The 21,351-nt window shown below is 58.6% G+C and carries 17 protein-coding genes; 8 read left to right on the top strand and 9 right to left on the bottom strand.

The window, feature by feature from the left end:
* Positions 1-240: 240 nt before the first annotated feature.
* From AC13C8_RS00515 to AC13C8_RS00525, 3 genes are all read right to left on the bottom strand, one after another.
* Positions 241-762: a hypothetical protein gene (locus AC13C8_RS00515; RefSeq protein ID WP_482846042.1), complete on the bottom strand. Its 522-nt coding sequence runs from the start codon at positions 760-762 to the stop codon at positions 241-243.
* Between the two features lie 229 nt (positions 763-991).
* Positions 992-2,008: an ACR3 family arsenite efflux transporter gene (gene arsB, locus AC13C8_RS00520; RefSeq protein WP_482846043.1), complete on the bottom strand. Its 1,017-nt coding sequence runs from the start codon at positions 2,006-2,008 to the stop codon at positions 992-994.
* An 84-nt stretch (positions 2,009-2,092) separates the two neighbouring features.
* Positions 2,093-3,910: an extracellular solute-binding protein gene (locus tag AC13C8_RS00525; RefSeq protein ID WP_482846044.1), complete on the bottom strand. Its 1,818-nt coding sequence runs from the start codon at positions 3,908-3,910 to the stop codon at positions 2,093-2,095.
* 364 nt (positions 3,911-4,274) lie between these two features.
* Here AC13C8_RS00525 and AC13C8_RS00530 point away from each other — a divergent pair, with 364 nt between their 5' ends.
* Entirely contained in the window at positions 4,275-5,060 is a 786-nt protein-coding gene (locus AC13C8_RS00530; protein ID WP_482846045.1) for a 3-hydroxybutyrate dehydrogenase, read from the top strand.
* Between the two features lie 6 nt (positions 5,061-5,066).
* On the top strand, positions 5,067-6,119 hold the full coding sequence (locus tag AC13C8_RS00535) for a patatin-like phospholipase family protein (RefSeq protein WP_482846046.1): 1,053 nt from the start codon (positions 5,067-5,069) through the stop codon (positions 6,117-6,119).
* A gap of 18 nt (positions 6,120-6,137) precedes the next feature.
* On the opposite strand, the gene AC13C8_RS00540 is transcribed toward AC13C8_RS00535, so the two are convergent.
* Together AC13C8_RS00540 and AC13C8_RS00545 are read right to left on the bottom strand one after the other, a co-directional pair.
* Positions 6,138-6,773: a LysE/ArgO family amino acid transporter gene (locus tag AC13C8_RS00540; protein WP_177179321.1), complete on the bottom strand. Its 636-nt coding sequence runs from the start codon at positions 6,771-6,773 to the stop codon at positions 6,138-6,140.
* Positions 6,770-7,513: a DUF502 domain-containing protein gene (locus tag AC13C8_RS00545; protein ID WP_091430151.1), complete on the bottom strand. Its 744-nt coding sequence runs from the start codon at positions 7,511-7,513 to the stop codon at positions 6,770-6,772. The genes AC13C8_RS00540 and AC13C8_RS00545 overlap by 4 nt, the downstream gene beginning before the upstream one ends.
* 196 nt (positions 7,514-7,709) lie before the next feature.
* On the opposite strand from AC13C8_RS00545, the gene ligA reads away from it, so the two are divergent.
* The 3 genes from ligA (at position 7,710) to AC13C8_RS00560 (ending at position 12,190) form a co-directional block, all read left to right on the top strand.
* Positions 7,710-9,839 (top strand): NAD-dependent DNA ligase LigA, encoded by a 2,130-nt coding sequence (ligA, locus tag AC13C8_RS00550; RefSeq protein WP_482846047.1) that lies wholly within the window; start codon positions 7,710-7,712, stop codon positions 9,837-9,839.
* Between the two features lie 3 nt (positions 9,840-9,842).
* Positions 9,843-11,933, top strand: coding sequence for an ATP-dependent DNA helicase RecG (gene recG / locus AC13C8_RS00555; RefSeq protein WP_482846048.1), 2,091 nt, complete (start codon positions 9,843-9,845; stop codon positions 11,931-11,933).
* Between the two features lie 134 nt (positions 11,934-12,067).
* Complete coding sequence (locus AC13C8_RS00560; RefSeq protein WP_281242442.1) at positions 12,068-12,190, top strand: hypothetical protein; 123 nt, start codon at positions 12,068-12,070, stop codon at positions 12,188-12,190.
* Between the two features lie 187 nt (positions 12,191-12,377).
* On the opposite strand, the gene AC13C8_RS00565 is transcribed toward AC13C8_RS00560, so the two are convergent.
* On the bottom strand, positions 12,378-12,809 hold the full coding sequence (locus AC13C8_RS00565; RefSeq protein WP_091430145.1) for an iron-sulfur cluster assembly scaffold protein: 432 nt from the start codon (positions 12,807-12,809) through the stop codon (positions 12,378-12,380).
* A 71-nt stretch (positions 12,810-12,880) separates the two neighbouring features.
* Here AC13C8_RS00565 and hisI point away from each other — a divergent pair, with 71 nt between their 5' ends.
* Positions 12,881-13,240 (top strand): phosphoribosyl-AMP cyclohydrolase, encoded by a 360-nt coding sequence (hisI, locus tag AC13C8_RS00570; RefSeq protein ID WP_482846049.1) that lies wholly within the window; start codon positions 12,881-12,883, stop codon positions 13,238-13,240.
* 71 nt (positions 13,241-13,311) lie between these two features.
* Here the strand turns inward: hisI and gluQRS are convergent, their stop codons facing one another.
* From gluQRS to gyrA, 3 genes are all read right to left on the bottom strand, one after another.
* A complete protein-coding gene (gluQRS, locus tag AC13C8_RS00575) occupies positions 13,312-14,154 on the bottom strand; it encodes a tRNA glutamyl-Q(34) synthetase GluQRS (RefSeq protein WP_091430143.1) in 843 nt (280 codons plus the stop codon).
* A gap of 14 nt (positions 14,155-14,168) precedes the next feature.
* Positions 14,169-15,515: a methylenetetrahydrofolate--tRNA-(uracil(54)-C(5))-methyltransferase (FADH(2)-oxidizing) TrmFO gene (gene trmFO, locus AC13C8_RS00580; protein ID WP_482846050.1), complete on the bottom strand. Its 1,347-nt coding sequence runs from the start codon at positions 15,513-15,515 to the stop codon at positions 14,169-14,171.
* 90 nt (positions 15,516-15,605) lie between these two features.
* On the bottom strand, positions 15,606-18,338 hold the full coding sequence (gene gyrA, locus AC13C8_RS00585; protein WP_482846051.1) for a DNA gyrase subunit A: 2,733 nt from the start codon (positions 18,336-18,338) through the stop codon (positions 15,606-15,608).
* A gap of 196 nt (positions 18,339-18,534) precedes the next feature.
* Here gyrA and ctaA point away from each other — a divergent pair, with 196 nt between their 5' ends.
* Both ctaA and AC13C8_RS00595 read left to right on the top strand, forming a co-directional pair.
* Positions 18,535-19,683: a heme A synthase gene (gene ctaA / locus AC13C8_RS00590; RefSeq protein ID WP_091430139.1), complete on the top strand. Its 1,149-nt coding sequence runs from the start codon at positions 18,535-18,537 to the stop codon at positions 19,681-19,683.
* 9 nt (positions 19,684-19,692) lie between these two features.
* On the top strand, positions 19,693-21,171 hold the full coding sequence (locus tag AC13C8_RS00595) for a carboxypeptidase M32 (RefSeq protein ID WP_482846052.1): 1,479 nt from the start codon (positions 19,693-19,695) through the stop codon (positions 21,169-21,171).
* Positions 21,172-21,351: the final 180 nt, after the last annotated feature.

Below are 21,351 nucleotides of genomic sequence, written 5' to 3' on the forward strand. Positions count from 1 at the left end.
CCGATATCAGAGGCAGACGCCTGTACTTTCCCCATAACGCAGCGCACGCATCCCGCGGCTTCCACCTTGTCAGATTTGTCAACGCGGGCCATTCCGCCAAGACCAACCTAACCAACTGGCCCGCATCGAAAAATCTTAGACTTTACTGTCGTTCGCTGCGGCTGCGCCAAGGTCTGCTTCCGAAGGACGGTGTCGAATGACATTTACATTGACGGAGTGGAGCCAGAAGCAAAAGGGGTGCTATTGGCGTATTGCCTCAATTTCTGCTCGCCATACTTTGGCCTGCTCTTCTTGGTCTGCCGTCGTAGAATCCAGTGGCCGACGTTCGACCTTACGGCCATCAGGCAGTGTCACCGTGAGTTTCCAGTACCCGTCTTCCGAGTAGTCAGAATTTCTATGCCAAACCACTTCTGGCTGGCCTATTTCCTTCAGCGCAAACACGTCATTGCGCGTATAGCCGAACGGGTAACGATATTTCACACTAACGTCTTGCGTGGCCGCGTCAAAGACCACCTTTTTTGATGGATTAATAAACACCCAAACAAGTAAAACACCGAGCAAGATTGAAATTACTATAAAAAATGGGAATGCAATAAAGTGTTCGGGGGCATTCGCTTTTCCGAAAAAGAAGCGCAGGCTGTCTATCGTTAGTTTTACGAGTAGCGAGAAACCAAATGCCAGAAACATCAGCCCTATCCCACCGGACATCAGTCCCCAAAACCACGGGACAGCGCGTTCTTCGATGGTAACAGTTTTTGGCATGACGGCCTCTATTAGGATGTCCGCGTCCGAGACGCTGGATTTTGATTGGATGGTGTGCCGCGAGACCAAAACGTTCGGACAAGTTCGTATATCAACCCATCATAGAGCATCGACACTAGTCAAACGCAATTGCTCTGAATAGCAGCCATTGATTTGCGACGCAGCATCCGTCGGATTGGGCTCCAACCGGTCATTTACCCCGTCGTAAACGCTCTGGTCGTCAGAACCCTCACCCCGGAAACCAATGCCGCGTCTTGTTTGCGAAGGTCACAAGCGACAGCATGACCGGCACCTCGACCAGCACGCCGACGACGGTTGCCAGCGCCGCGCCCGAGTTCAGGCCGAAGAGAGAAATGGCGACCGCGACGGCCAGTTCAAAGAAGTTTGACGTGCCGATCATGCAGGCCGGCGCGGCGATGTTGTGGGGCAGGTTCATCGCGCGGGCAGCGGCATAGGCGATGGCGAAGATGCCATAGGTCTGGATCAGCAGCGGGATGGCAATCAGCACGATGGCCAGCGGTTTGGCCAGGATGGTTTGCGCCTGAAAGCCGAACAGAAGAACGACGGTGGCCAGTAGCCCGATTACTGACCACGGTTTCAGGCGGGCAAGGAAGGCGTCCAGTTGAGCCTTGCCGGACTGCATCAGTCGGTGGCGCGTCCAGACCCCTGCGGCCAGCGGCAACACGACATACAGCACGACGGACAGAAGCAGCGTTTGCCACGGCACGGTCACGTCGCTGATCCCGAGAAGAAACGCGGCAATCGGGGCAAAGGCGAAGATCATGATCACGTCATTCACGCTGACCTGCACCAGCGTATAGGCGGCGTCACCCTTGGTCAGCTGGCTCCAGACGAACACCATGGCGGTGCAGGGGGCGACGCCCAGAAGGATCATCCCCGCGATATATTCACTGGCGGTTTGCGGATCGACCCAGCCAGCGAAGATCACCCGGAAAAACAACCAGCCGAGCGCGGCCATGGTGAACGGCTTGATCAGCCAGTTGATCACCACAGTCAGAACCAACCCCTTGGGTCGTCGTCCGATATCGCGGATCGAGGCGAAATCGACCTGCACCATCATCGGATAGATCATGATCCAGATCAGGATGGCGACCATCAAGTTGACGTTTGCAAACTCGACCCCGGCGATCAGTGAAAACAGGTCGGGCGCAGTATTGCCCAACACAACGCCCGCCAGAATACAAAGCGCCACCCAAAGCGACAGGTAACGTTCAAAAAGTCCCATCCGGCGACCCCATTCCCCGTGTTACGCGTGGTCTAACCACGAAACGCAAAAGTGCCCTAACGCAGGGGCCGGGCGGAAACAACCCTATTCCTCGTACCACCAGATCTCGGGCTGGAAGCCCAGATAATCGCCATACATCGGCACACGTTCGGGGTATTTCAGCTCTTTCACATGGGCGATATGTGACAGGTCAGTATAGCCCAGCGGGATGACATAGCGACCGGCGGTCAGCACCCGGTCCAGCGCCTTGGTGGCGGCACGAAACTCGTCCTGACCGGCTGCGTTCAGCATCTTGTCGATCAGACCGTCGATCGCGGCACTTTTGACGCCCATCCAATTGCGTGTGCCTTCTTTATCAGCACTTTCCGATCCCCAATAGAGCTTCTGCTCGTTGCCTGGGCTCAGCGACAATCCGCGCCAATAATAGGCCATGTCAAAGTCGAACACGTTGGTGCGTTCCGTATATTGCGCGCTGTCAACCGAAGTGATGGTGGGCGCGATCCCCAAACGCTCCAACGCGCTTGCGAAAATGTCGATCTCCTGCCGGTTCTCGGACGATCCGGTGTTCAGCAGGATTTCGAAGGTAAAGGGCTGACCCTCGGCGTTCTTCATCACACCGTCCTGAACGGTCCAACCGGCCTCCGCCATCAGATCCATTGCGCGGCGCAACCCATCGCGGTTTCGGGCAGATCCGTCAGAGACCGGCAGGGTGTATCCTTCCAACGCGCCGTCCGGCAGATCGTCATACGCCATCAGCATGTCGCGGACGAGGCCTTCGGCGGGTTTGCCGGGTTCCATGCCCAGAATCGAATTATGGAAATAGGATTGGATGCGTTTCTTGGCGCCGGCGTTGATACTTTGGTTGATGAACTCGAAATTGAACGCATGGATCATCGCGTCCCGCACACGAATGTCCGAGAAGGCCGGACGGCGGGTGTTCATCACATAGCCCATGATGCCGGTGGGGCGCTGGTGGGGAATGTCCGACAGAACGATATCACCCGACTGCACCGCCGGGAAATCGAACTGTGTGGCCCATTTTTGCAGATTGGTTTCGCGGTAAGTGGTTGCTTCTCCTGCTTTGAAGGCCTCGAAGGTCACATCGCCGTCGCCATAGTAATCGAACCGGATTTCGTCCAGATTGGCTTGTCCCTGCATGAATGGCACATCCTTGCCCCAATAGTCAGGGTTGCGTTTCAGGATCAGATAGCGACCGGGTTCAAAATCACCAATCACATAGGGAGAAGATCCAATGGGGATCACATCAATGCCCGAGGCTTCGAAATCTTTCCCCTCCCACTGTGTTTTTTTCAGGATCGGCCGCATACCAAGAATAAGCGGCAGCTCGCGGTCTTCGGTGTTGAATGTGAACTTTACCGAGCGAGGGCCGGTCTGTTCCATCGTTTCGACCTTGTCCCATGCACCCTGATAACGGGGATGACCTTTGGTGCCGAGCACCTCGTAGGACCACATCACATCCTCGATGGTCAAAGGGCTACCGTCCGAAAATTTGGTGCCTTCGCGCAGGGTGTATTCGACCCATGTGCGGTCATCATTGGTTTCAACCGATTCGGCCAACAGGCCATAAAGTGTGAACGGCTCGTCGTAACTGCGGCCCATCAGGCTTTCGAACAGCATGAAACGCAACTGCCATGGCGCGCTGCCTTTTCGGATCACGGGATGCAGCGAATCATAGCTTCCTGCTTCGGCAAAAACGATCTTGCCACCTTTGGGTGCGTCGGCGTTCACATGGGGCAGGGACACAAAATCCGGTGGCAGGATGGGGTCGCCATACATAGCTATGCCATGTTTGGGTTCGGCATACCCGGTTTGTGCGGCAACGATCGAGAGCGTTATCGCCCCGATCAGCCTGCGAAACATCTTTGTGGGTGCTGCTCTCATCCGCGTCATTTTCCTTCACGTCCCTGATTTGATTTGGGGAAACACTAGAGGCGGAAAATATTCTTTTCAAACTTTTAGCTTGGAACGCGGCGCTCAACCGCTTATAAAGGTGTCACTGCTCGATAGGTTTCTTGCCTGTATGAAACCTGCCTCAATAACTTAACGCCCGCTTCGTGCGGGCGTTTTTTTTATGGCTGAAAACCGGTTGGTCCTGCCTCTGACCACTGCAAGAGAATCGGGGTGTTTGTCACTGTCACAAAACCAACCTTCGGGTGACACTTGCGGGCGGGCCGGAAACCACTGGCGCGCAAAAGTCATTGGGTTATGCTGCATTGCAACAACAGTTTTCTGAGAAGGGATCACCATGGCCATCACAACATCGCTGGACGGCAAAACCGCCGTCATCACCGGATCAAATTCGGGTATCGGGCTGGGGATTGCACGCGAGATGGCGCGGGCAGGTGCGGATGTGGTTCTGAACTCGTTCACCGACAATGACGAAGATCACGAACTGGCAGAGGGTCTTGCCAAGGAATTTGGCGTCACCGCGCGCTATATTCAGGCGGATATGTCGAAAGCCGATCAATGCCGCGGCCTGATCGAGAAAGCCGGGCGTTGCGACATCCTGATCAACAATGCGGGCATTCAACACGTGGCCCCTGTTGAAGAGTTTCCGACCGAGAAATGGGATGCCATCATCGCGATCAACCTGAATTCAGCGTTTCACACCATCGCGGCGGCCTTGCCGATGATGCGCAAGGCCGGGTGGGGGCGGGTGATCAACATCGCTTCGGCCCACGGTCTGACCGCATCGCCCTATAAATCCGCCTATATCGCGGCCAAGCACGGAATTGTCGGCCTGACCAAGACTGTCGGACTGGAAACCGCCGAAGACCCGATCACCAGCAATGCGATCTGCCCAGGTTACGTGTTAACGCCGTTGGTCGAAGCACAGATCCCCGACCAGATGAAGACCCACAATATGGGCCGGGACGAGGTGGTGCGCGATGTCATGCTGGCCCGCCAACCGTCGAAAGAGTTCGCAACGGTTGAACAGATGGGCGGCACTGCGGTCTTCCTGTGTTCTGATGCTGCGGCCCAGATCACCGGCACCACAATCTCGGTCGATGGCGGCTGGACGGCGTTGTAACCCGGAATGGCACACCCAAAGCGTATCAATCTGGCCCTACAGGGCGGAGGGGCCCATGGTGCCTTTACCTGGGGCGTTCTGGATCGTCTGTTAGAGGATGAAGGGATCGAGATCGCGGGGATCTCGGGCACATCCGCCGGGGCGCTGAACGGGGCGGCACTGAAGGCCGGATTGGTCGCTGATGGCAAAGGGCAGGATCGCGATGCGGCTCGCGCCAATCTGGATGCGCTGTGGCACAAGGTGGCGGGGGTGCATGACCTGCGCATGACGTCCTGGTTTGCGCAGTTCGTCCCCCAGAACGAGTTGATCAGCCAGGCTTTCCAGGCCTCGCCTATGTTTATCTGGGCCGATATGGCCAGCCGCGTGGTCAGCCCCTATGCCTATGGCCCGTTTTATCGGAACCCGTTGCGCGCCATCGTCGAGACGTTTGATTATGACAAGGTTTGCGCCGATATAGGTCCCCGCCTTCATGTCTCTGCCACCAATGTCCGAACCGGCAAGATACGCGTTTTCGGTGGGCACGAGATGAGCACCGATGCCATCCTGGCCTCGGCCTGTCTGCCCACTGTGTTCAAGGCGATCGAGATGATCGACCCGAAAACCGGGACGGAGGAAGCATTCTGGGATGGTGGCTATACCGGTAATCCTGCCCTGTTTCCGCTGTTCGATCCGACGCTGCCCGCCGACATTGTGGTGGTGAACATCAATCCGTTGTTTCGGCATGACATACCCCGAAACGGGGCCGATATTCAAAACCGGATCAATGAAATCAGCTTCAATTCGTCGCTTTTGCGCGAACTTCGGGCCATCAACTTCGTCAAGCGATTGATTTCTGCGGGCCAGTTGTCGTCGGGCCAGATGCGCGATGTGCTGGTGCATATGATCTCGGATGACGAACTGATGCGCGACCTTAGCACCGCCACCAAACTGGTGCCGTCATCGGTCACGTTGCTGCGCTTGAAAGATGCCGGTCGAACGGCGGCTGATGTGTTCCTGGCAACTCATCGAGATGATCTGAACACGCGTGGTACGGTCGATCTGGAACAGATGTTCGGCTAAAGCGTTTCGCGAAATGCTTTAGCCAATTGAGCCCGATACCACGCCCGTGATCAATCCAACTGCGATGGCCCACATGGTCAGCCCGATCACCACGTCCAACACGCGCCATGCGCCGGATTTTTGCATGATCGGTGCCAGCAGCCGGGCACCATATCCGAGGGAAAAGAAAAAGACGAAGCTGGCCGTCATGGCACCTGCACCAAACGCTATCCGCTGCGCCCAATCGGAAAACGAGGTCGAAATCGCACCGATCAGGCCCAGCGTGTCCAGATAGACATGCGGATTGGCCCAGGTGAAGGCGGCGGCAATGGCAATCACCGTGCTCAGGGATCGGGATTTTCCCGCAATCTCCATCGCATAAGTGCCTTTAAGGGCGGCCAAGAACCGCATCGCACCATAGACGATCAGAAAACCAGCGCCCGCCAATGCCATGATGAGGGGCAAGCCGGGCCAAGCCTCGACCAGTGCGCCGAAGCCAAGCACACCTGCGGCAATCAACACTGCATCGGAAGCTGCACAGAACAGGCACAGCCAGAATACATGCTGACGCAAAAGACCTTGGCGCAATACGAATGCGTTCTGCGCGCCGATGGCAAGGATAAGGGAAAAACCAGTCGCGAAGCCTGTAATCGCAGGCGCGATAAAGTAACTCATTTCGGTTTAACATCAACCGGTTGCGTCGGGTTCTTCGAGTTCGGATAGACCAAACCGGCAGAGATGACCAACTTGGCTGCATCTTCGACCGTCATGTCCAAAGAGATTACGGAATGCCGCGGCACGAACAGCAGAAAGCCCGATGTCGGGTTCGGCGTGGTCGGCAGAAACACCGAGATAATGTCTTCGTCCACCGGGATGCGCGCGTCAATCTCGCCTTTGGCCTTGGTCGATATGAATGCAATCGCCCAGATCCCCTTGCGGGGGTATTCAACCAGGCACGCCTTGTCGAACTTGGTTTCGGTCGATTGGCTGAAGACGGTTTCGGCAATCTGTTTGATGCCGTTGTAAAGCGAGCGCACAACCGGCATCCGGTCGACAAGGCTTTCGCCCCAGGCCAGAAACGACCGCCCGATCAGCCCCTTGGCGATCCAACCGACAAACACGGTGAACATAAGAAACACAACGACGCCCAGCCCGCGCACATTTATGCGCACATCCTCGCCAAAAAGCATCTTGAACCAAGCACTGTCGCCGAAGAACGTGTCGATCAGGCTGTCGGGGTGATAGCGGGCCGGCACGAAGGGCAGAACCCAACTGTCGATCCATCCCACAAAGGTCCAGATCATCCACATGGTCACGGCAATCGGCACGACCACAACAAGCCCCGCAAGGAAGTTGTTGCGCAGCCCTGCAAACGGGCGCCGCTTGCGCTTCGTGTGTTCGTCGTGTTCGGTCATGAAAACCCGTTCCCCGGTGTTGCCCAGCGAAACTTATTCACTGTGAATGACGTCGGCAATAGCAGACAAGCGGTCAACCCGATGATTCACGCGTATTTCAAGGGGCTGGGGTATTTTCATGAACCAGACGCCCCGCATCGGGGCTGGACGGGGCGCAAGGTGGAGCCTATCAAATTGAAAACAGGTATGGGGAGCCATGCGCGTGACAGCCGATATAGACGTTGATGACCTGACCGAAGAGGCAGCCCGCGCCGAGTTGATGCGATTGGGTGAATTGCTGGCTTCGGCCAACGTCTCTTATCACACCGAAGATGCGCCAACGATCTCGGATGCCGAATATGACGCGGCCAAGCGGCGAAATGCAGCGATCGAGGAACGGTTTCCCCATCTGAAACGCTCGGACAGCCCCAGTGATCAGGTGGGCGCAACCCCCTCGGACGGGTTCGGCAAAATCACTCACGAGGTGCGGATGCTGTCGCTGGGCAACGCGTTTTCAGACGATGACGTGACCGAGTTCGACGCCCGCATCCGGTCGTTCCTGGGGTTGGCGAAAGATGCGCCACTTGCCTATACTGCCGAGCCGAAGATCGACGGGTTGTCGCTGTCGATCCGCTATGAACAGGGTAAGCTGGTCTATGCGGCCACGCGTGGCGATGGCGCGGTGGGCGAAAACGTGACCGCAAATGCCCGCACCGTTTCGGACATCCCCGAACTGCTGGACGGCGCGCCCGACGTGCTTGAGGTGCGGGGCGAGGTCTATATGTCCCATGACGATTTCGCATCCCTGAACGCGCGGCAGGCCGAACGGGGTGGAAAGACCTTCGCCAACCCACGTAACGCCGCCGCGGGATCGCTGCGCCAACTGGACGTAAAGATCACCGCAGATCGTCCACTTCGTTTCTTTGCTTATGCGTGGGGCGCACTCAGCGCACCGCTTTCTGACACCCAGATGGGCGCTGTGAAGCGTCTGGCTGAACTGGGCTTTCAGACCAATCCTCTGACACAGCAGTTCACCGATCTTGACGCGATGCTGGCCCATTATCGCGCGATTGAAACCCAGCGGGCGACGCTGGGCTATGACATTGACGGGGTCGTCTACAAGGTGGATGATCTTGGCCTGCAAGCACGCTTGGGGTTTCGATCCACAACGCCGCGATGGGCGATCGCGCACAAGTTTCCTGCCGAACGCGCCTGGACCCGTCTGGAAGCCATTGATATCCAGGTCGGCCGCACTGGCGCGCTCAGCCCTGTCGCTCGCCTGACCCCTGTCACGGTCGGTGGCGTGGTTGTGTCGAATGCCACGCTGCATAACGAGGATTACATCGCAGGTCGCGACAACAAGGGCGAGGTCATTCGGGACGGCAAGGACATCCGCATCGGCGATTGGGTCGAGGTCTATCGGGCCGGTGACGTGATCCCCAAGATCTCGGATGTAGATCTGGCCAAACGACCGGATGACGCGGCGCCATATACCTTTCCGAAAATCTGCCCGGAATGCGGATCAGACGCCATCCGGGACGAGGGCGACGCCGTGCGCCGCTGCACGGGTGGCATCATTTGTCCCGCGCAAGCCGTTGAGAAACTGAAACATTTCGTCAGCCGCGGTGCGTTCGACATCGACGGTCTGGGGGCCAAGCAGGTCGAGATGTTCTATCACGACGACACGCTGCCCATCCGTGAACCCGCCGATATTTTCACGCTGGCCGCGCGTGATAAAAACAACCTTGCGCGGCTGAAAAATCGCGACGGATGGGGCGAGAAAAGCGCCGAGAACCTGTTTTCGGCGATTGAAGAACGCCGTGCAATCCCCTTGAACAAGGTGATTTTCGCGCTTGGAATCCGACATGTAGGGGAAAGTGCTGCCAATCTTCTGGCCCGCCATTATGGCACATGGGAGGCATTCGAAGCCGCCGTTGCTGCTGCCCAGCCGGACACTCCAGAATGGGATGACCTGATGTCCATCGACGGGGTTGGTGCAGTCATGGCGGGGTCATTGGTCGCGGCGTTTTCGCAAGAAGCCGAGCGCGCCTCGATCGACCGCTTGGTGGCGGAACTGGACGTGCAGCCAGTCGCCGCCCCAAGAACCGATGGCAGCCCCGTGGCGGGCAAGGTCGTGGTGTTCACCGGTGCGCTGGAAAAGATGACCCGCGCCGAAGCCAAAGCACGGGCCGAGGCATTGGGGGCGAAGGTCTCTGGCTCGGTCTCGGCCAAGACTGACCTGCTGGTGGCAGGACCAGGGGCTGGCTCAAAAGCCAGCAAAGCCGCCGATCTGGGGGTGGAAACCATCGACGAAGACGGCTGGCTGGCCCTGATCGGGGACGCGTGAGCCATGGCAACCCGGCCCGAAATCCTGTTCCCGCTGTTCGCCGAACTTGAAACCCTTGGCGGGATTGGAGAAAAGACCTCCAAAGCATTGGAAGCATTGGGCATTGAACGTCCGCGCGATCTTCTGTTCTGGCTGCCGCACGCAGGTGTTGACCGCATGTTCCGCGCCTCGATCACCGAGGTGCAGCCGGGTGACATGGCGACGGTCGAAATCGACGTGGTGCAGCATAGACCGGGGCGGACAAAAACCGCGCCTTACAGGGTCGAGGTGCGCGACGCACTGACCGCGTTCGAGCTGGTGTTTTTCCACGCCAATGGCGTATGGCTGGGTAAACAATTGCCCGAAGGCGAAAAGCGCGTGATTTCCGGCAAGGTCGAAAGTTTCGATGGCAAGCTGCAAATCGTCCATCCAGATTACATCGTGTCGCCGAAAGACGCCGCCAGCATTCCCGATTTCGAACCGGTCTATCGCCTGACAGCCGGCGTTACCGGACGGGTGATCGCCAAAGGGGTGGGCGAGGTTTTGACGCGACTGCCGGTTCTGAAGGAATGGATCGATCCTGAACTGAAAACGCGTGAGCGCTGGCCTGATTGGCACATGGCGCTCAGGGCGGCCCATGCGCCCGAGGGCGCAGACGATCTGTCACCGCAATCGCCCGCGCGCAGGCGGCTGGCCTATGACGAGTTTTTCGCCCACCAACTGACATTGGCCCTGGCCCGCGCCAAGGTGCGGCGCAGCAAAGGGCGGGTCAGCGTTGGCACAGGCGATTTGCAGGCCAAGGTGCTGGCCGCCTTGCCCTATGTGCCGACCAGCGCCCAGACCCGCGCGGTGGAAGAGATCAGCGCCGATCTGGCCTCGGGCCTGCGGATGAACCGGTTGTTGCAGGGCGATGTGGGCTCGGGCAAGACGCTGGTCGCGCTGTTGTCACTGCTGGTCGCGGTCGAGGCGGGCGGGCAGGGCGTTATGATGGCCCCCACCGAGATTCTGGCTCGACAGCATTTGGAAGGGTTGCGGCCTCTGGCAGACGCCGCAGGTGTCGTGGTCGAGATTCTGACCGGGCGCGACAAGGGGGGCGAGCGGCGTGCCAAGCTTGAGGCTTTGGCCAAGGGTGATATTCACATTCTGGTCGGCACCCACGCGGTGTTCCAGAAAGACGTGGAATTTCATGACCTTCGCCTGGCCATCGTGGATGAACAGCACCGGTTCGGCGTCTCGCAACGGATGGAACTGGGGGCCAAGGGGCAGGCCGCTGACGTGCTGGTGATGACCGCCACGCCGATCCCGCGCAGCCTCGCGCTGGCGCAATATGGGGACATGGATGTCTCGGTTCTGGACGAGAAGCCACCGGGGCGCAAACCGATCAAGACGGTTCTGGTGTCATCTGGCCGGATCGACGAGGTGGTCGAGCGGCTGCGCCGCGTGATGACGGACGGGGCGCAGGCTTATTGGGTCTGCCCGTTGGTCGAGGAAAGCGAGGTGATGGATCTGACCGCTGCCGAAGAACGGTTCAAACATTTGCGCGCCGCCCTGGGCGAAGACGCTGTCGGAATGGTGCATGGTCAGATGCCTGCTGCTGAAAAAGACGCTGCCATGGCGGATTTCGTCGCGGGCAAGACCAAACTTCTGGTCGCGACCACGGTGATCGAGGTGGGGGTGGATGTGCCCAATGCGTCGATCATGGTGATCGAACGGGCCGAACATTTCGGGCTGGCACAACTGCACCAGTTGCGCGGGCGCGTGGGGCGAGGGCAGGCGGCCTCGACCTGCTTGTTGATGTATCAGCCGCCCCTGACGGAAGGGGGCGAGAAACGACTCGCGGTGATGCGTGACACCGAAGACGGGTTCGTGATTTCCGAGGCCGATCTGGAAATGCGTGGTGCGGGGGACGTGCTTGGCACGGCGCAATCTGGTCTGCCACGGTTCTGGGTGGGCGATCTGGAACATCAGGCCGGGCTGATGGCTGTTGCGCAGAAAGACGCGCGCCTGCTGTTGCAACAGGACCCGGACCTGACCACGCCGAGGGGGCATGCGGCGCGCGTGCTTTTGTGGCTGATGCGGCAGGACGAAGCGATCCGTTTGATTTCAGTGGGTTAACATATTTGTTCTCAAAAGTTCACAAATGTTCTTAAAAAGTTCTTTACAGATGGGTTAAGAATATGCGAACAAAAGGGCAACAAAGCGGATGGCAGCCCCAAGATGCCACCAGAACAGAGAGCAGGAGTTGACCCATGTTGAATGATGTGAAAACCGCATTGGCCCGTTCGTCCGCCACCATCTGGCAGGATGCGATCGGGGGCATGTGCCTGCTTGTTGTGTTGTTTGGTGCGCTGCATCTGCCGGGGGTGATCTGACCCCACATCCAGTTTCTGCCAGCTCAGGGTCCGGACATAGCATCATGTCCCAATGTCGATGCGTCCAGACGGTTCACTGCCCGTCGCCTGTCCCGCGTTTCGGTGTTTCTGCCTCATTCCTGCACCGGAACTGATTATCCCGAGCCGCAACTGCCGCCGCCTCCCTGCCAGGAGCGCGGCGGTTTTTTTATGTGGCGTCAATCGCGCCGAGCGTGGCTTCGAAAGGCAGCAGGATCGAGGCGTGGCGGTTTTTGAAATCACGGGCGGGTTGCAGAACCTCATAGCCATCAAACGGTGCGGCAGGGATCGGACCGTTTTGGGTCAGCATTGCATGCAGTGCGTCGCGACCGTGTTGCAACGTGTCGCGGTCCAATCCGATCACAGCCTTGCCGAGAATGGCGGCCGAGGCTTGACCCAGTGCGCAGGCTTTCACGTTTTGCGCAAACTCAACGACCTTGCCATCTTCAAGGTTCACGCCAACGGTTACGGTCGACCCACAGAGGGGGGACCGCGCCTTGGCTTCACCCTGAGCCGCTTCAAGACTACCGAGATGGGGGATTGCCGCGGCCAGGGCGAGGATTTGTTTTGAATAGAGCTTGATCAGGTCGTTGTCGCTCATCTGTCCTGCCTTTTCCGTCGCGTTATCTCGGTCTACATAGGATGCTGACAGGCAATTGGAAAGGACGGGCGATGAATTTCGATACAGGCAGTTTGACATACGACGACAAGGGGCTGATTCCTGCCATCGCGCAGGATGTCGAAACGGGCGACGTCTTGATGATGGCCTGGATGAATGCCGAAGCCATAAGACGGACCTTGGAAACCGGGCGTGTCACGTATTGGTCGCGTTCGCGACAGGCGTTTTGGGTGAAGGGCGAGACGTCTGGCCATGTGCAGGAGATGGTCGATTTTAGGGTAGATTGCGACCGCGATTGTCTGTTGCTGACCGTCCGGCAATCCGGCCCGGCGTGCCATACCCACCGGCGCAGTTGTTTTTATACCGCTGTGCGGGGTGGGGATGAAGTCGAGATCATGGCGCCGATGGCGTGAGCGGCGCGCCGGGGGTTTTGCACCCCCGGACCCCCGCAGGATATTTTGAGCCAGAAGAAACCGGGAAGGTATCAGAGACCAACCATGCGCCGGATGTCGGACGGGGTTCGTCCGTCGTTCCGATAGGTTGAAATGGCCCGGGCGTCATCCCGTTTGGCCAGGCGTTTTCCGTTTTCGTCCCTGATCAGCCGATGGTGGTGATAGGTCGGCACGGACAGATTCAGGAGGGTGAGCAGGATCACCTGTATGGCGGTGAAGTCGAACAGGTCTTCGCCGCGGATGACATGGGTGATGCCTTGTGTGGCGTCGTCGATGGCCGAAGCAAGGAAATAGGCGATCATGCGTTCGCCTTTGCGTGTCAGGACCACATCGCCGATCTGTTCCTGGGCCTGATCGGGGTCGATCTGGTGTGTGCCCTTATGGGTGCCTCCGGTTTCCTGAAACGATGGTAGGTCATCGGCCAGCATGACAAGCGCGCGATCAAGGTGCAGGCGCAGCGCGTCACCCTGGTTGCGGTCGGATATCGGGCGGGCTTTGCAAGTGCCCGGATAGACCTCGTGCGGGTGACCTTCTTGCGGAGCGGACAAGGCGGCCCGGATGTCGGCGCGACTGCACGAGCAGGGGTAGAGAAGGTCGTGCTCTGCCAGTTGGTCGAGGTACAAGTCATAGGAGGAGATCTGTTCGGATTGGCGCAGCACGGGCGCGTCCCAGTGAAGGCCCAGCCAGGTCAGGTCTTCACGGATCAGGGCGTCCCATTCGGGTTTGCTGCGCTGGAGATCCGTGTCCTCCATCCGCAAGAGGAACCGGCCTTGAGCGGTCCGCGCCATGTCGTGGCACAGCATAGCGGAATAGGCATGGCCCAGATGCAGCGGGCCGGTGGGGCTGGGGGCGAAACGGGTGATGAAATCAGTCATATGCGCCCGGTCCTTCAGGCGAAATGTTCAAGCCAAATGGCCCACGCGTCCTTGGCACGGTCGGTATAGGCCTTGTAACGGTCCTTGCGCCCACGACGCCCGCCTTTCAGCCCGTCAACCGGGCGGAACAGGCCGAAGTTGACGTTCATGGGTTGGAAGGTCTTGGCGTCCGCCCCGCCAGTGATGTGGTGAATCAGCGCGCCCATGGCAGTATCTTGCGGCACGTCGGGCAGGCTCTGCCCGAGGATTTCGGCGGCGGCCAAGCGCCCGGCCAGCAAACCCATGGCGGCGCTTTCCACATAGCCTTCAACCCCTGTCACTTGCCCCGCAAACCTGAGGTTCGGGCGGGACTTCAGGCGCATCTGGCAGTCGAGCAGCGTGGGTGAGTTCATGAACGTGTTGCGGTGGATGCCGCCCAGCCGTGCGAAAGACGCATTCTCCAGACCGGGGATCATCTTGAACACCTGGGCCTGGGCGCCGTATTTCATCTTGGTTTGGAAGCCGACAATATTATACAGCGTTCCCAGCGCGTTATCCCGACGAAGTTGAACCACCGCATAAGGTTTGTCGTCAGGCTTATGGGCATTGGTCAGCCCCACGGGTTTCATTGGCCCGAACCGTAAAGTTTCGCGACCACGTTCGGCCATCACCTCGATCGGCAGGCAGCCGTCGAAATATGTGGCGGTTTCGCCGTCGTGAAACTCGGTCTTGTCGGCGGCCAGTAGCGCGTCGATGAAGGCTTCGTATTGGTCCTTGGTCATCGGGCAGTTGAGGTAAGCCTTCTGCTCCTCGACCGTGTCGCCCTTGTCATAGCGTGACTGCGCCCAGACCACGTCCATGTCGATGCTGTCGGCATAGACAATGGGGGCGATGGCATCGAAAAAGGCCAGCCGGTCCGTGCCGGTTTCGCGCGCAATGGCGTCGCCGAGCGCGGGGGATGTCAGTGGACCGGTGGCGAAGATCCAGTGCCCGTCTGAGGGCAACGTGCCGATCTCGCCATATTCAACGCGGATGTTTGGCAGTGCGCGCAGCTTTTCCGTCACATATTGCGCAAAGGCGTCGCGATCCACAGCAAGGGCACCACCCGCGGGCAGGCGGTTCTGGTCGGCGCCGGACATGATCAGCCCATCCGCCCGGCGCATTTCCCAATGCAAAAGTCCCACTGCATTCTGCTCATCATCATCAGACCGAAACGAGTTGGAGCACACCATTTCGGCGAAATTTCCGGTCTGGTGGGCGAAGGTTTCGACCTTTGGTCGCATCTCGTGCAGGATCACGTCCACACCCATATGTGCGGCTTGCCATGCGGCTTCAGACCCGGCCATGCCGCCGCCCACGATGTGTAAAGTCTTGTCAGTCATGGGGTGCAGATAGGAGATCGTCGGGCAAAAGGGAAGAGCCCCTTTTCAGCACCGTTGATGCAGAAAAGGGGTGGAAGTGGAGCCAGCGGATTAGCTTTCACCGTCTGTGGCGTCTTCATCCTCGGATTGTTCGATGATCCGCGCGACCGAGACGACCTCTTCCCCTTTACCGGTGTTGAACACCTTGACGCCGCCTGCGCTGCGCGAGCGGAAGCTGATGCCGTTGACCGGACAGCGGATGGATTGCCCTTTAGATGTGGCCAACATGATCTGGTCGTCCATCTCGATCGGGAAGCAGGCGACGATTTCACCGCCCTTCATCGCCGCCACACCTTGGCCTCCACGGCCGCTGACGCGGTAATCATGACTGGTGGTCAGGTTGCCAATGCCGCGTTTGTTGATTGTCACAAGCAAATCATTGGCCGCCAGCATTTGCCGATAGCGGTCTTCGGACAGATCGCCTGCGTTGTCTTCACTCGTATCTTCGTCCGAACTGTCATTGCCAAGTTCAGACCGGAACCGCTTGATGAAGCCTGCGCGTTCGTCCGGCGTGGCTTCGAAGTGGCGAATAACCGAGGCTGATACGACCTCATCCCCTTCGTTTACCAGCTTGATCCCGCGCACACCGGTTGAGGAGCGCGAATTGAACACCCGCACGTCAGTGACAGGAAACCGGATCGCCCGCCCACCGGAAGTGACCAGCATCACGTCGTCATTCTCGTCGCAAATGCGGGCGTTGATCAGGCGGGTGCCTTCGTCTTCGCCTTCGAACTTCATCGCAATCTTGCCGTTGCGCATGACGTTGGTGAAATCCGAGAGGCGGTTGCGGCGCACCGAGCCTTTGGAGGTCGCAAAGACGATTTGCAGGTCGTCCCAGTCTTTTTCATCACGGTCGACCGGCAGGATCGCGGCGATTGAGACCCCGGTCGGGATCGGCAGAATATTGACGAGAGGCTTGCCCTTCGCGGTCCGTCCGCCTTGGGGCAGGCGCCACGTCTTGAGCTTATAGGCCATCCCGTCATCGGTGAAGAACAGAAGCTGTGTATGGGTGTTGGCGACAAAGAGCGTGGTAATCGCATCTTCGTCCTTGGTCTGCATCCCCGACAAGCCTTTGCCGCCGCGTTTCTGCGCACGGAAGTCGGCCAGCGGCGTGCGCTTGGCCCATCCGCTTGCGGTAATGGTCACAACCATGTCTTCGCGCTCGATCAGGTCTTCGTCGTCCATGTCGCCGGACCAGTCGACAATCTCGGTGCGGCGCGGCACGGCGTAAGCCTCTTTCACCTCGGTAAGCTCGTCCGAGATGATCGCCATGATACGTTCACGAGACCGAAGAATATCCAAGTAATCTCTTGTCTTTGCAGCAAGGTCTTGAAGTTCGTCCGTGACCTCTTTCACGCCCATGGCGGTCAGGCGTTGCAAGCGCAACTCAAGAATTGCACGGGCCTGCGTTTCGGACAGGTTATAGGTCCCATCCTCGTTCATCTTGTGGGTCGGATCGTCGATCAGCTGAATATATTCCGCGATGTCACGCGCAGGCCAGCGACGTTCCATCAATTTGGCACGGGCGTCGGCCGGGTCATGCGAGGCACGGATGGTGGCGACCACTTCGTCAACATTGGTGACGGCCACGGCCAGACCACACAAAACATGGCTGCGCTCCCGCGCTTTGCGCAGTTCAAATGCCGTCCTGCGCGTGACAACTTCCTCTCGGAAACTAATGAAATATTTCAAAAAATCGCGAAGCGTCAGTTGCTCGGGACGGCCCCCGTTCAGGGCCAGCATATTGCAACCGAACGAGGTTTGCATGGGGGTATAACGGAACAGTTGGTTCAACACGACCTCGGGGGTCGCGTCGCGTTTCAACTCGACCACCACGCGCACACCGATCCGGTCGCTTTCGTCTTGGACAGCCGAAATGCCTTCGATCCGCTTGTCACGCACAAGTTCGGCGATCTTTTCGATCATCGTGGCCTTGTTCACCTGATAGGGGATTTCATCCAGCACGATGGCATAACGGTCCTTGCGGATTTCCTCGATCCGGGTCTTGGCGCGCATGATGACGCTGCCGCGCCCTTCCAGATACGCTTTTCGCGCACCGGACCGGCCCAGCATGATAGCCCCTGTCGGAAAATCGGGGCCGGGGACATAGTCCATCAAGCCTTCCGACGTGAGGTCCGGGTCTTCTATCAGGGCCAGCGTCGCATCCACAACCTCGCCCAGATTGTGAGGCGGAATGTTTGTTGCCATGCCCACGGCGATGCCGCCGGCGCCATTGACCAGCATGTTCGGGAAACGCGCTGGCAAGACGGTCGGTTCAAGATCTTTGCCGTCGTAGTTGTCCTGAAAATTAACCGTGTCTTTTTCGATATCGGCCAACAGCGAGGCGGCGGGTTTGTCCATCCGCACTTCTGTGTATCGCATGGCCGCGGCGTTATCACCGTCCATCGAACCGAAGTTCCCCTGCCCATCCAGCAGAGGAAGCGACATGGAAAACGGCTGCGCCATGCGCACCAAAGCGTCATAAATCGCGCTGTCACCATGCGGGTGGTATTTTCCCATTGTGTCGCCCACCGGGCGGGCCGATTTACGATAGGGTTTGTCGTGCGAGTTGCCCGTCTCGTACATGGCGTAAAGAATACGCCGGTGCACGGGTTTCAGCCCGTCGCGCAGATCAGGGATCGCCCTGCTGACGATCACGCTCATCGCATAATCGAGATAGGAGGTCTTCATCTCCTCTTCGATTGTGATCTGGGGGCCGTCGTATTGGGGTCGTTCAGGCGGCAATTCGCCTGTCTGCTCAGGGGGTTCTGGGGTGTCTGTCACGTTGTCCGCCGTTTTGGTGCATTTCACACTATATCTAGGTCTGGGAACTATATCATTGGCCTGACGGCAGGGGCAACCAAAAGGACTGGATTTGCCCCTGAAACTGGCGGAAAATCACGGTTTTTCTTGACGGTTGCCCCCTTGGCAATCGGCGTCAAGTAAACGAGTATCGCGCCAAAGCCTATGGGAGAGCCGAATGTCCAAACCCCGCAGTATTTTTGAAGAAGTCAGCGACGACACCACGACGTCGCGCGCCGCGCCGGAGGCGGGTGTGATCGAGCGGGGATCAGGCGGAGGAGCGGCGCGCGGGGCGGTGCGACTTTGGCTGATGCTACTGTTCGCATTGGTTGCGGCCATGGTGGTCGTCGGTGGGTTGACGCGGCTGACGGATTCGGGTCTTTCGATCACCGAATGGGCACCCTTTACCGGGGCAATGCCACCTATGAACGATGCCGACTGGGCGGCAGAGTTTGGGAAATATCAGCAAATCCCTGAATTCAAGCTGCAAAACAGCGGCATGGATCTGGTCGATTTCAAATCCATCTATTGGTGGGAATGGGGCCATCGCCAGTTGGGCCGTTTCATCGGTCTGGTCTGGGCAGTTGGCTTTTTCGGTTTTCTGGCAGCGCGCAAGATCCCCAATGGCTGGACCGGTCGTCTGCTGCTTCTGGGCGCGCTTGGCGGTTTGCAGGGTGCCATCGGCTGGTGGATGGTGTCCTCGGGCCTGTCAGGCGACCGGGTCGATGTGGCGTCCTACCGTTTGGCCATCCATCTTGGTCTGGCCTTCGTCATACTGGGGCTGATCGCATGGTATGTGCTTATGCTGGGCCGGAAAGAGGCAAGCCTGATGGCGGCACGTCGTGGACGCGAGACAAAATTGTTCGGCATGGGCACCGGCCTTATGCATCTGGCATTGTTGCAAATCGTTCTGGGCGCGCTGGTCGCCGGGATCGACGCAGGCCGCAGCTTTGTCGACTGGCCGTGGATGGCGGGACAATTTTTCCCACCGGACGCGCTTGGCCTGAGTCCGGTCTGGCGCAACTTTTTTGAAAATGCAGGTCTTGTGCAATTCATGCACCGGATCACGGGTTACTTGCTGGCGATCTTTGCCATCGTGGTCTGGCGCGCCTCGCGCCGGTCGGGCAACCAGATGGTGCGGTCGGGCTTCACCCTCGCCACGCTGATGGTGTTGGGGCAGGTGGTGCTGGGTATCACCACGGTATTGCAAGCCTCTCCGCTGCATGTGGCGATCACGCATCAGGTTGGTGCAATCCTGACCTGGGTTTTGATCCTGAACGCCCGTTTTATGGCGGGCTACCCCGCCGAGCAATCCATTCGCAAGTGAAGGTGACAGATGACTGCCTTTGATGATTTGATGGCGTTTCAGCGCGACACGCAGGCGCTGGCCGAAATCGCCGGTCGCCTTGGCTGGGATCAGGAAACCGTTATGCCCGAAGGGGCCGCACCGCAGAGGGCCGAGGAAATGGCCGCGATCGAGAACGTGCTGCATGCGCGCCGCATTGACCCGCGGATTTCCGAGTGGCTTGAAGCCGTAGAGGCCAGTAAACTGACCCCGGCCGATGCCGCACAAATTCGTGAAATCAGACGCGCGCAGACCCGCGCGCTGAAGGTGCCGGTGGATTTGTCGATGGCGATCGCGCGGGCCACATCCGCCGCCCAACGCAAATGGGCGGATGCGCGGGCCAAGGATGATTTCACCGCTTTTTGCCCTGTGTTGGAAGAAATCGTCGCACTGCGGAGGGAAGAGGCCGCCGCCCTTGCCAATGGCGGCGATCTTTACGACGCGCTGCTGGATGATTACGAACCCGGTGCGTCAGGTCAGGACATTCAAACGATGTTTGACGCCATGCGTTCCAGATTGGTCAAGCTGCGGGATGCGGCACTTGGATCGGCCCACCAGCCCGAGAAGGTGATCGGAACCTATCCGGCCAAGAAACAGATGAAGCTGTCCGCCAAGCTGGCGCGCACCTTTGGCTATGACCTGACCCATGGGCGGATCGACAAGGCGGTGCATCCTTTCAGCTCCGGCTCTGGCCTTGATGTGCGCATCACGACCCGCACCAGCGATACCGATCCGTTCAACTGTTTCTATTCCACCATCCACGAAGTCGGCCACGCCTGTTACGAACAGAATGTTGACCGCGCCTATTTGCTGACGCCGATCGGGCGCGGTGCCTCGATGGGGGTGCATGAAAGCCAGTCGCGGATATACGAAAACCAGCTTGGCCGCTCGCGCGCCTTTTCGGCCTGGCTTTTCGATCGAATGCATCGCCGCTTTGGCTATGCCCCTGCCAGCGATGCGGATGCCTTTTATGGCACCGTGAACCGGCTGGAAAAGGGCTATATCCGCACGGAATCAGACGAGGTGCAATATAACCTGCATGTCATGCTGCGCTTCGATCTGGAGCGTCGTCTGATCGCGGGCCAGTTGGATGTGGCGGACCTGGAAAAGGCGTGGAACGCGCGGTTCGTGGCCGATTTCGGATACGAGGTCGATCGCGCCGCGAACGGTGTGTTGCAGGATGTGCATTGGGCGGTGGGGCTGTTTGGCTATTTCCCGACCTATAGCCTTGGCAATGTCTATGCGGGCTGTTTGCACGAGGCGTTGCAGCACGACCGACCCGATCTGGATGTGCAACTGGCACAGGGCAACGCGACCTATGCGACCGACTGGTTGCGCGACAAGGTGCAACGGCACGGCGCGCTTTGCGCGCCGCAAGCGGTGATCGAAGGGGCCACCGGCAAGCCAGTCTCGGTCGAGCCGTTGCTGGCCTACCTTGAGGCTAAGTTTGGCGAGATCTATAGGCTTTGATTGGAGAATTCGATCAGTTTTGCGCTTAGTAAGTCGGGGCTAAAGCGTTTCGGCTTGAACTTGAGTCGCTGAGGATTCCCATGAGGGTTCAGATGTGATTCATCCTTATTGGGAGGATGAATCATGTCAGCACCTTTGCCATCGGCGCTCCGGGCGCGATTTCAGAAGTACATTGCAGAA

The sequence above is a fragment of the Aliiroseovarius sp. B-4 genome, from assembly GCF_056857795.1.

Bases quoted from the DNA above. Each gene is read 5' to 3' on its own strand.
- AC13C8_RS00515 (WP_482846042.1), bottom strand. From the start codon at position 762: ATGCCAAAAACTGTTACCATCGAAGAACGCGCTGTCCCGTGGTTTTGG.
- arsB (WP_482846043.1), bottom strand. From the start codon at position 2,008: ATGGGACTTTTTGAACGTTACCTGTCGCTTTGGGTGGCGCTTTGTATT.
- AC13C8_RS00525 (WP_482846044.1), bottom strand. From the start codon at position 3,910: ATGAGAGCAGCACCCACAAAGATGTTTCGCAGGCTGATCGGGGCGATA.
- AC13C8_RS00530 (WP_482846045.1), top strand. From the start codon at position 4,275: ATGGCCATCACAACATCGCTGGACGGCAAAACCGCCGTCATCACCGGA.
- AC13C8_RS00535 (WP_482846046.1), top strand. From the start codon at position 5,067: ATGGCACACCCAAAGCGTATCAATCTGGCCCTACAGGGCGGAGGGGCC.
- AC13C8_RS00540 (WP_177179321.1), bottom strand. From the start codon at position 6,773: ATGAGTTACTTTATCGCGCCTGCGATTACAGGCTTCGCGACTGGTTTT.
- AC13C8_RS00545 (WP_091430151.1), bottom strand. From the start codon at position 7,513: ATGACCGAACACGACGAACACACGAAGCGCAAGCGGCGCCCGTTTGCA.
- ligA (WP_482846047.1), top strand. From the start codon at position 7,710: ATGCGCGTGACAGCCGATATAGACGTTGATGACCTGACCGAAGAGGCA.
- recG (WP_482846048.1), top strand. From the start codon at position 9,843: ATGGCAACCCGGCCCGAAATCCTGTTCCCGCTGTTCGCCGAACTTGAA.
- AC13C8_RS00560 (WP_281242442.1), top strand. From the start codon at position 12,068: ATGTTGAATGATGTGAAAACCGCATTGGCCCGTTCGTCCGCCACCATC.
- AC13C8_RS00565 (WP_091430145.1), bottom strand. From the start codon at position 12,809: ATGAGCGACAACGACCTGATCAAGCTCTATTCAAAACAAATCCTCGCC.
- hisI (WP_482846049.1), top strand. From the start codon at position 12,881: ATGAATTTCGATACAGGCAGTTTGACATACGACGACAAGGGGCTGATT.
- gluQRS (WP_091430143.1), bottom strand. From the start codon at position 14,154: ATGACTGATTTCATCACCCGTTTCGCCCCCAGCCCCACCGGCCCGCTG.
- trmFO (WP_482846050.1), bottom strand. From the start codon at position 15,515: ATGACTGACAAGACTTTACACATCGTGGGCGGCGGCATGGCCGGGTCT.
- ctaA (WP_091430139.1), top strand. From the start codon at position 18,535: ATGTCCAAACCCCGCAGTATTTTTGAAGAAGTCAGCGACGACACCACG.
- AC13C8_RS00595 (WP_482846052.1), top strand. From the start codon at position 19,693: ATGACTGCCTTTGATGATTTGATGGCGTTTCAGCGCGACACGCAGGCG.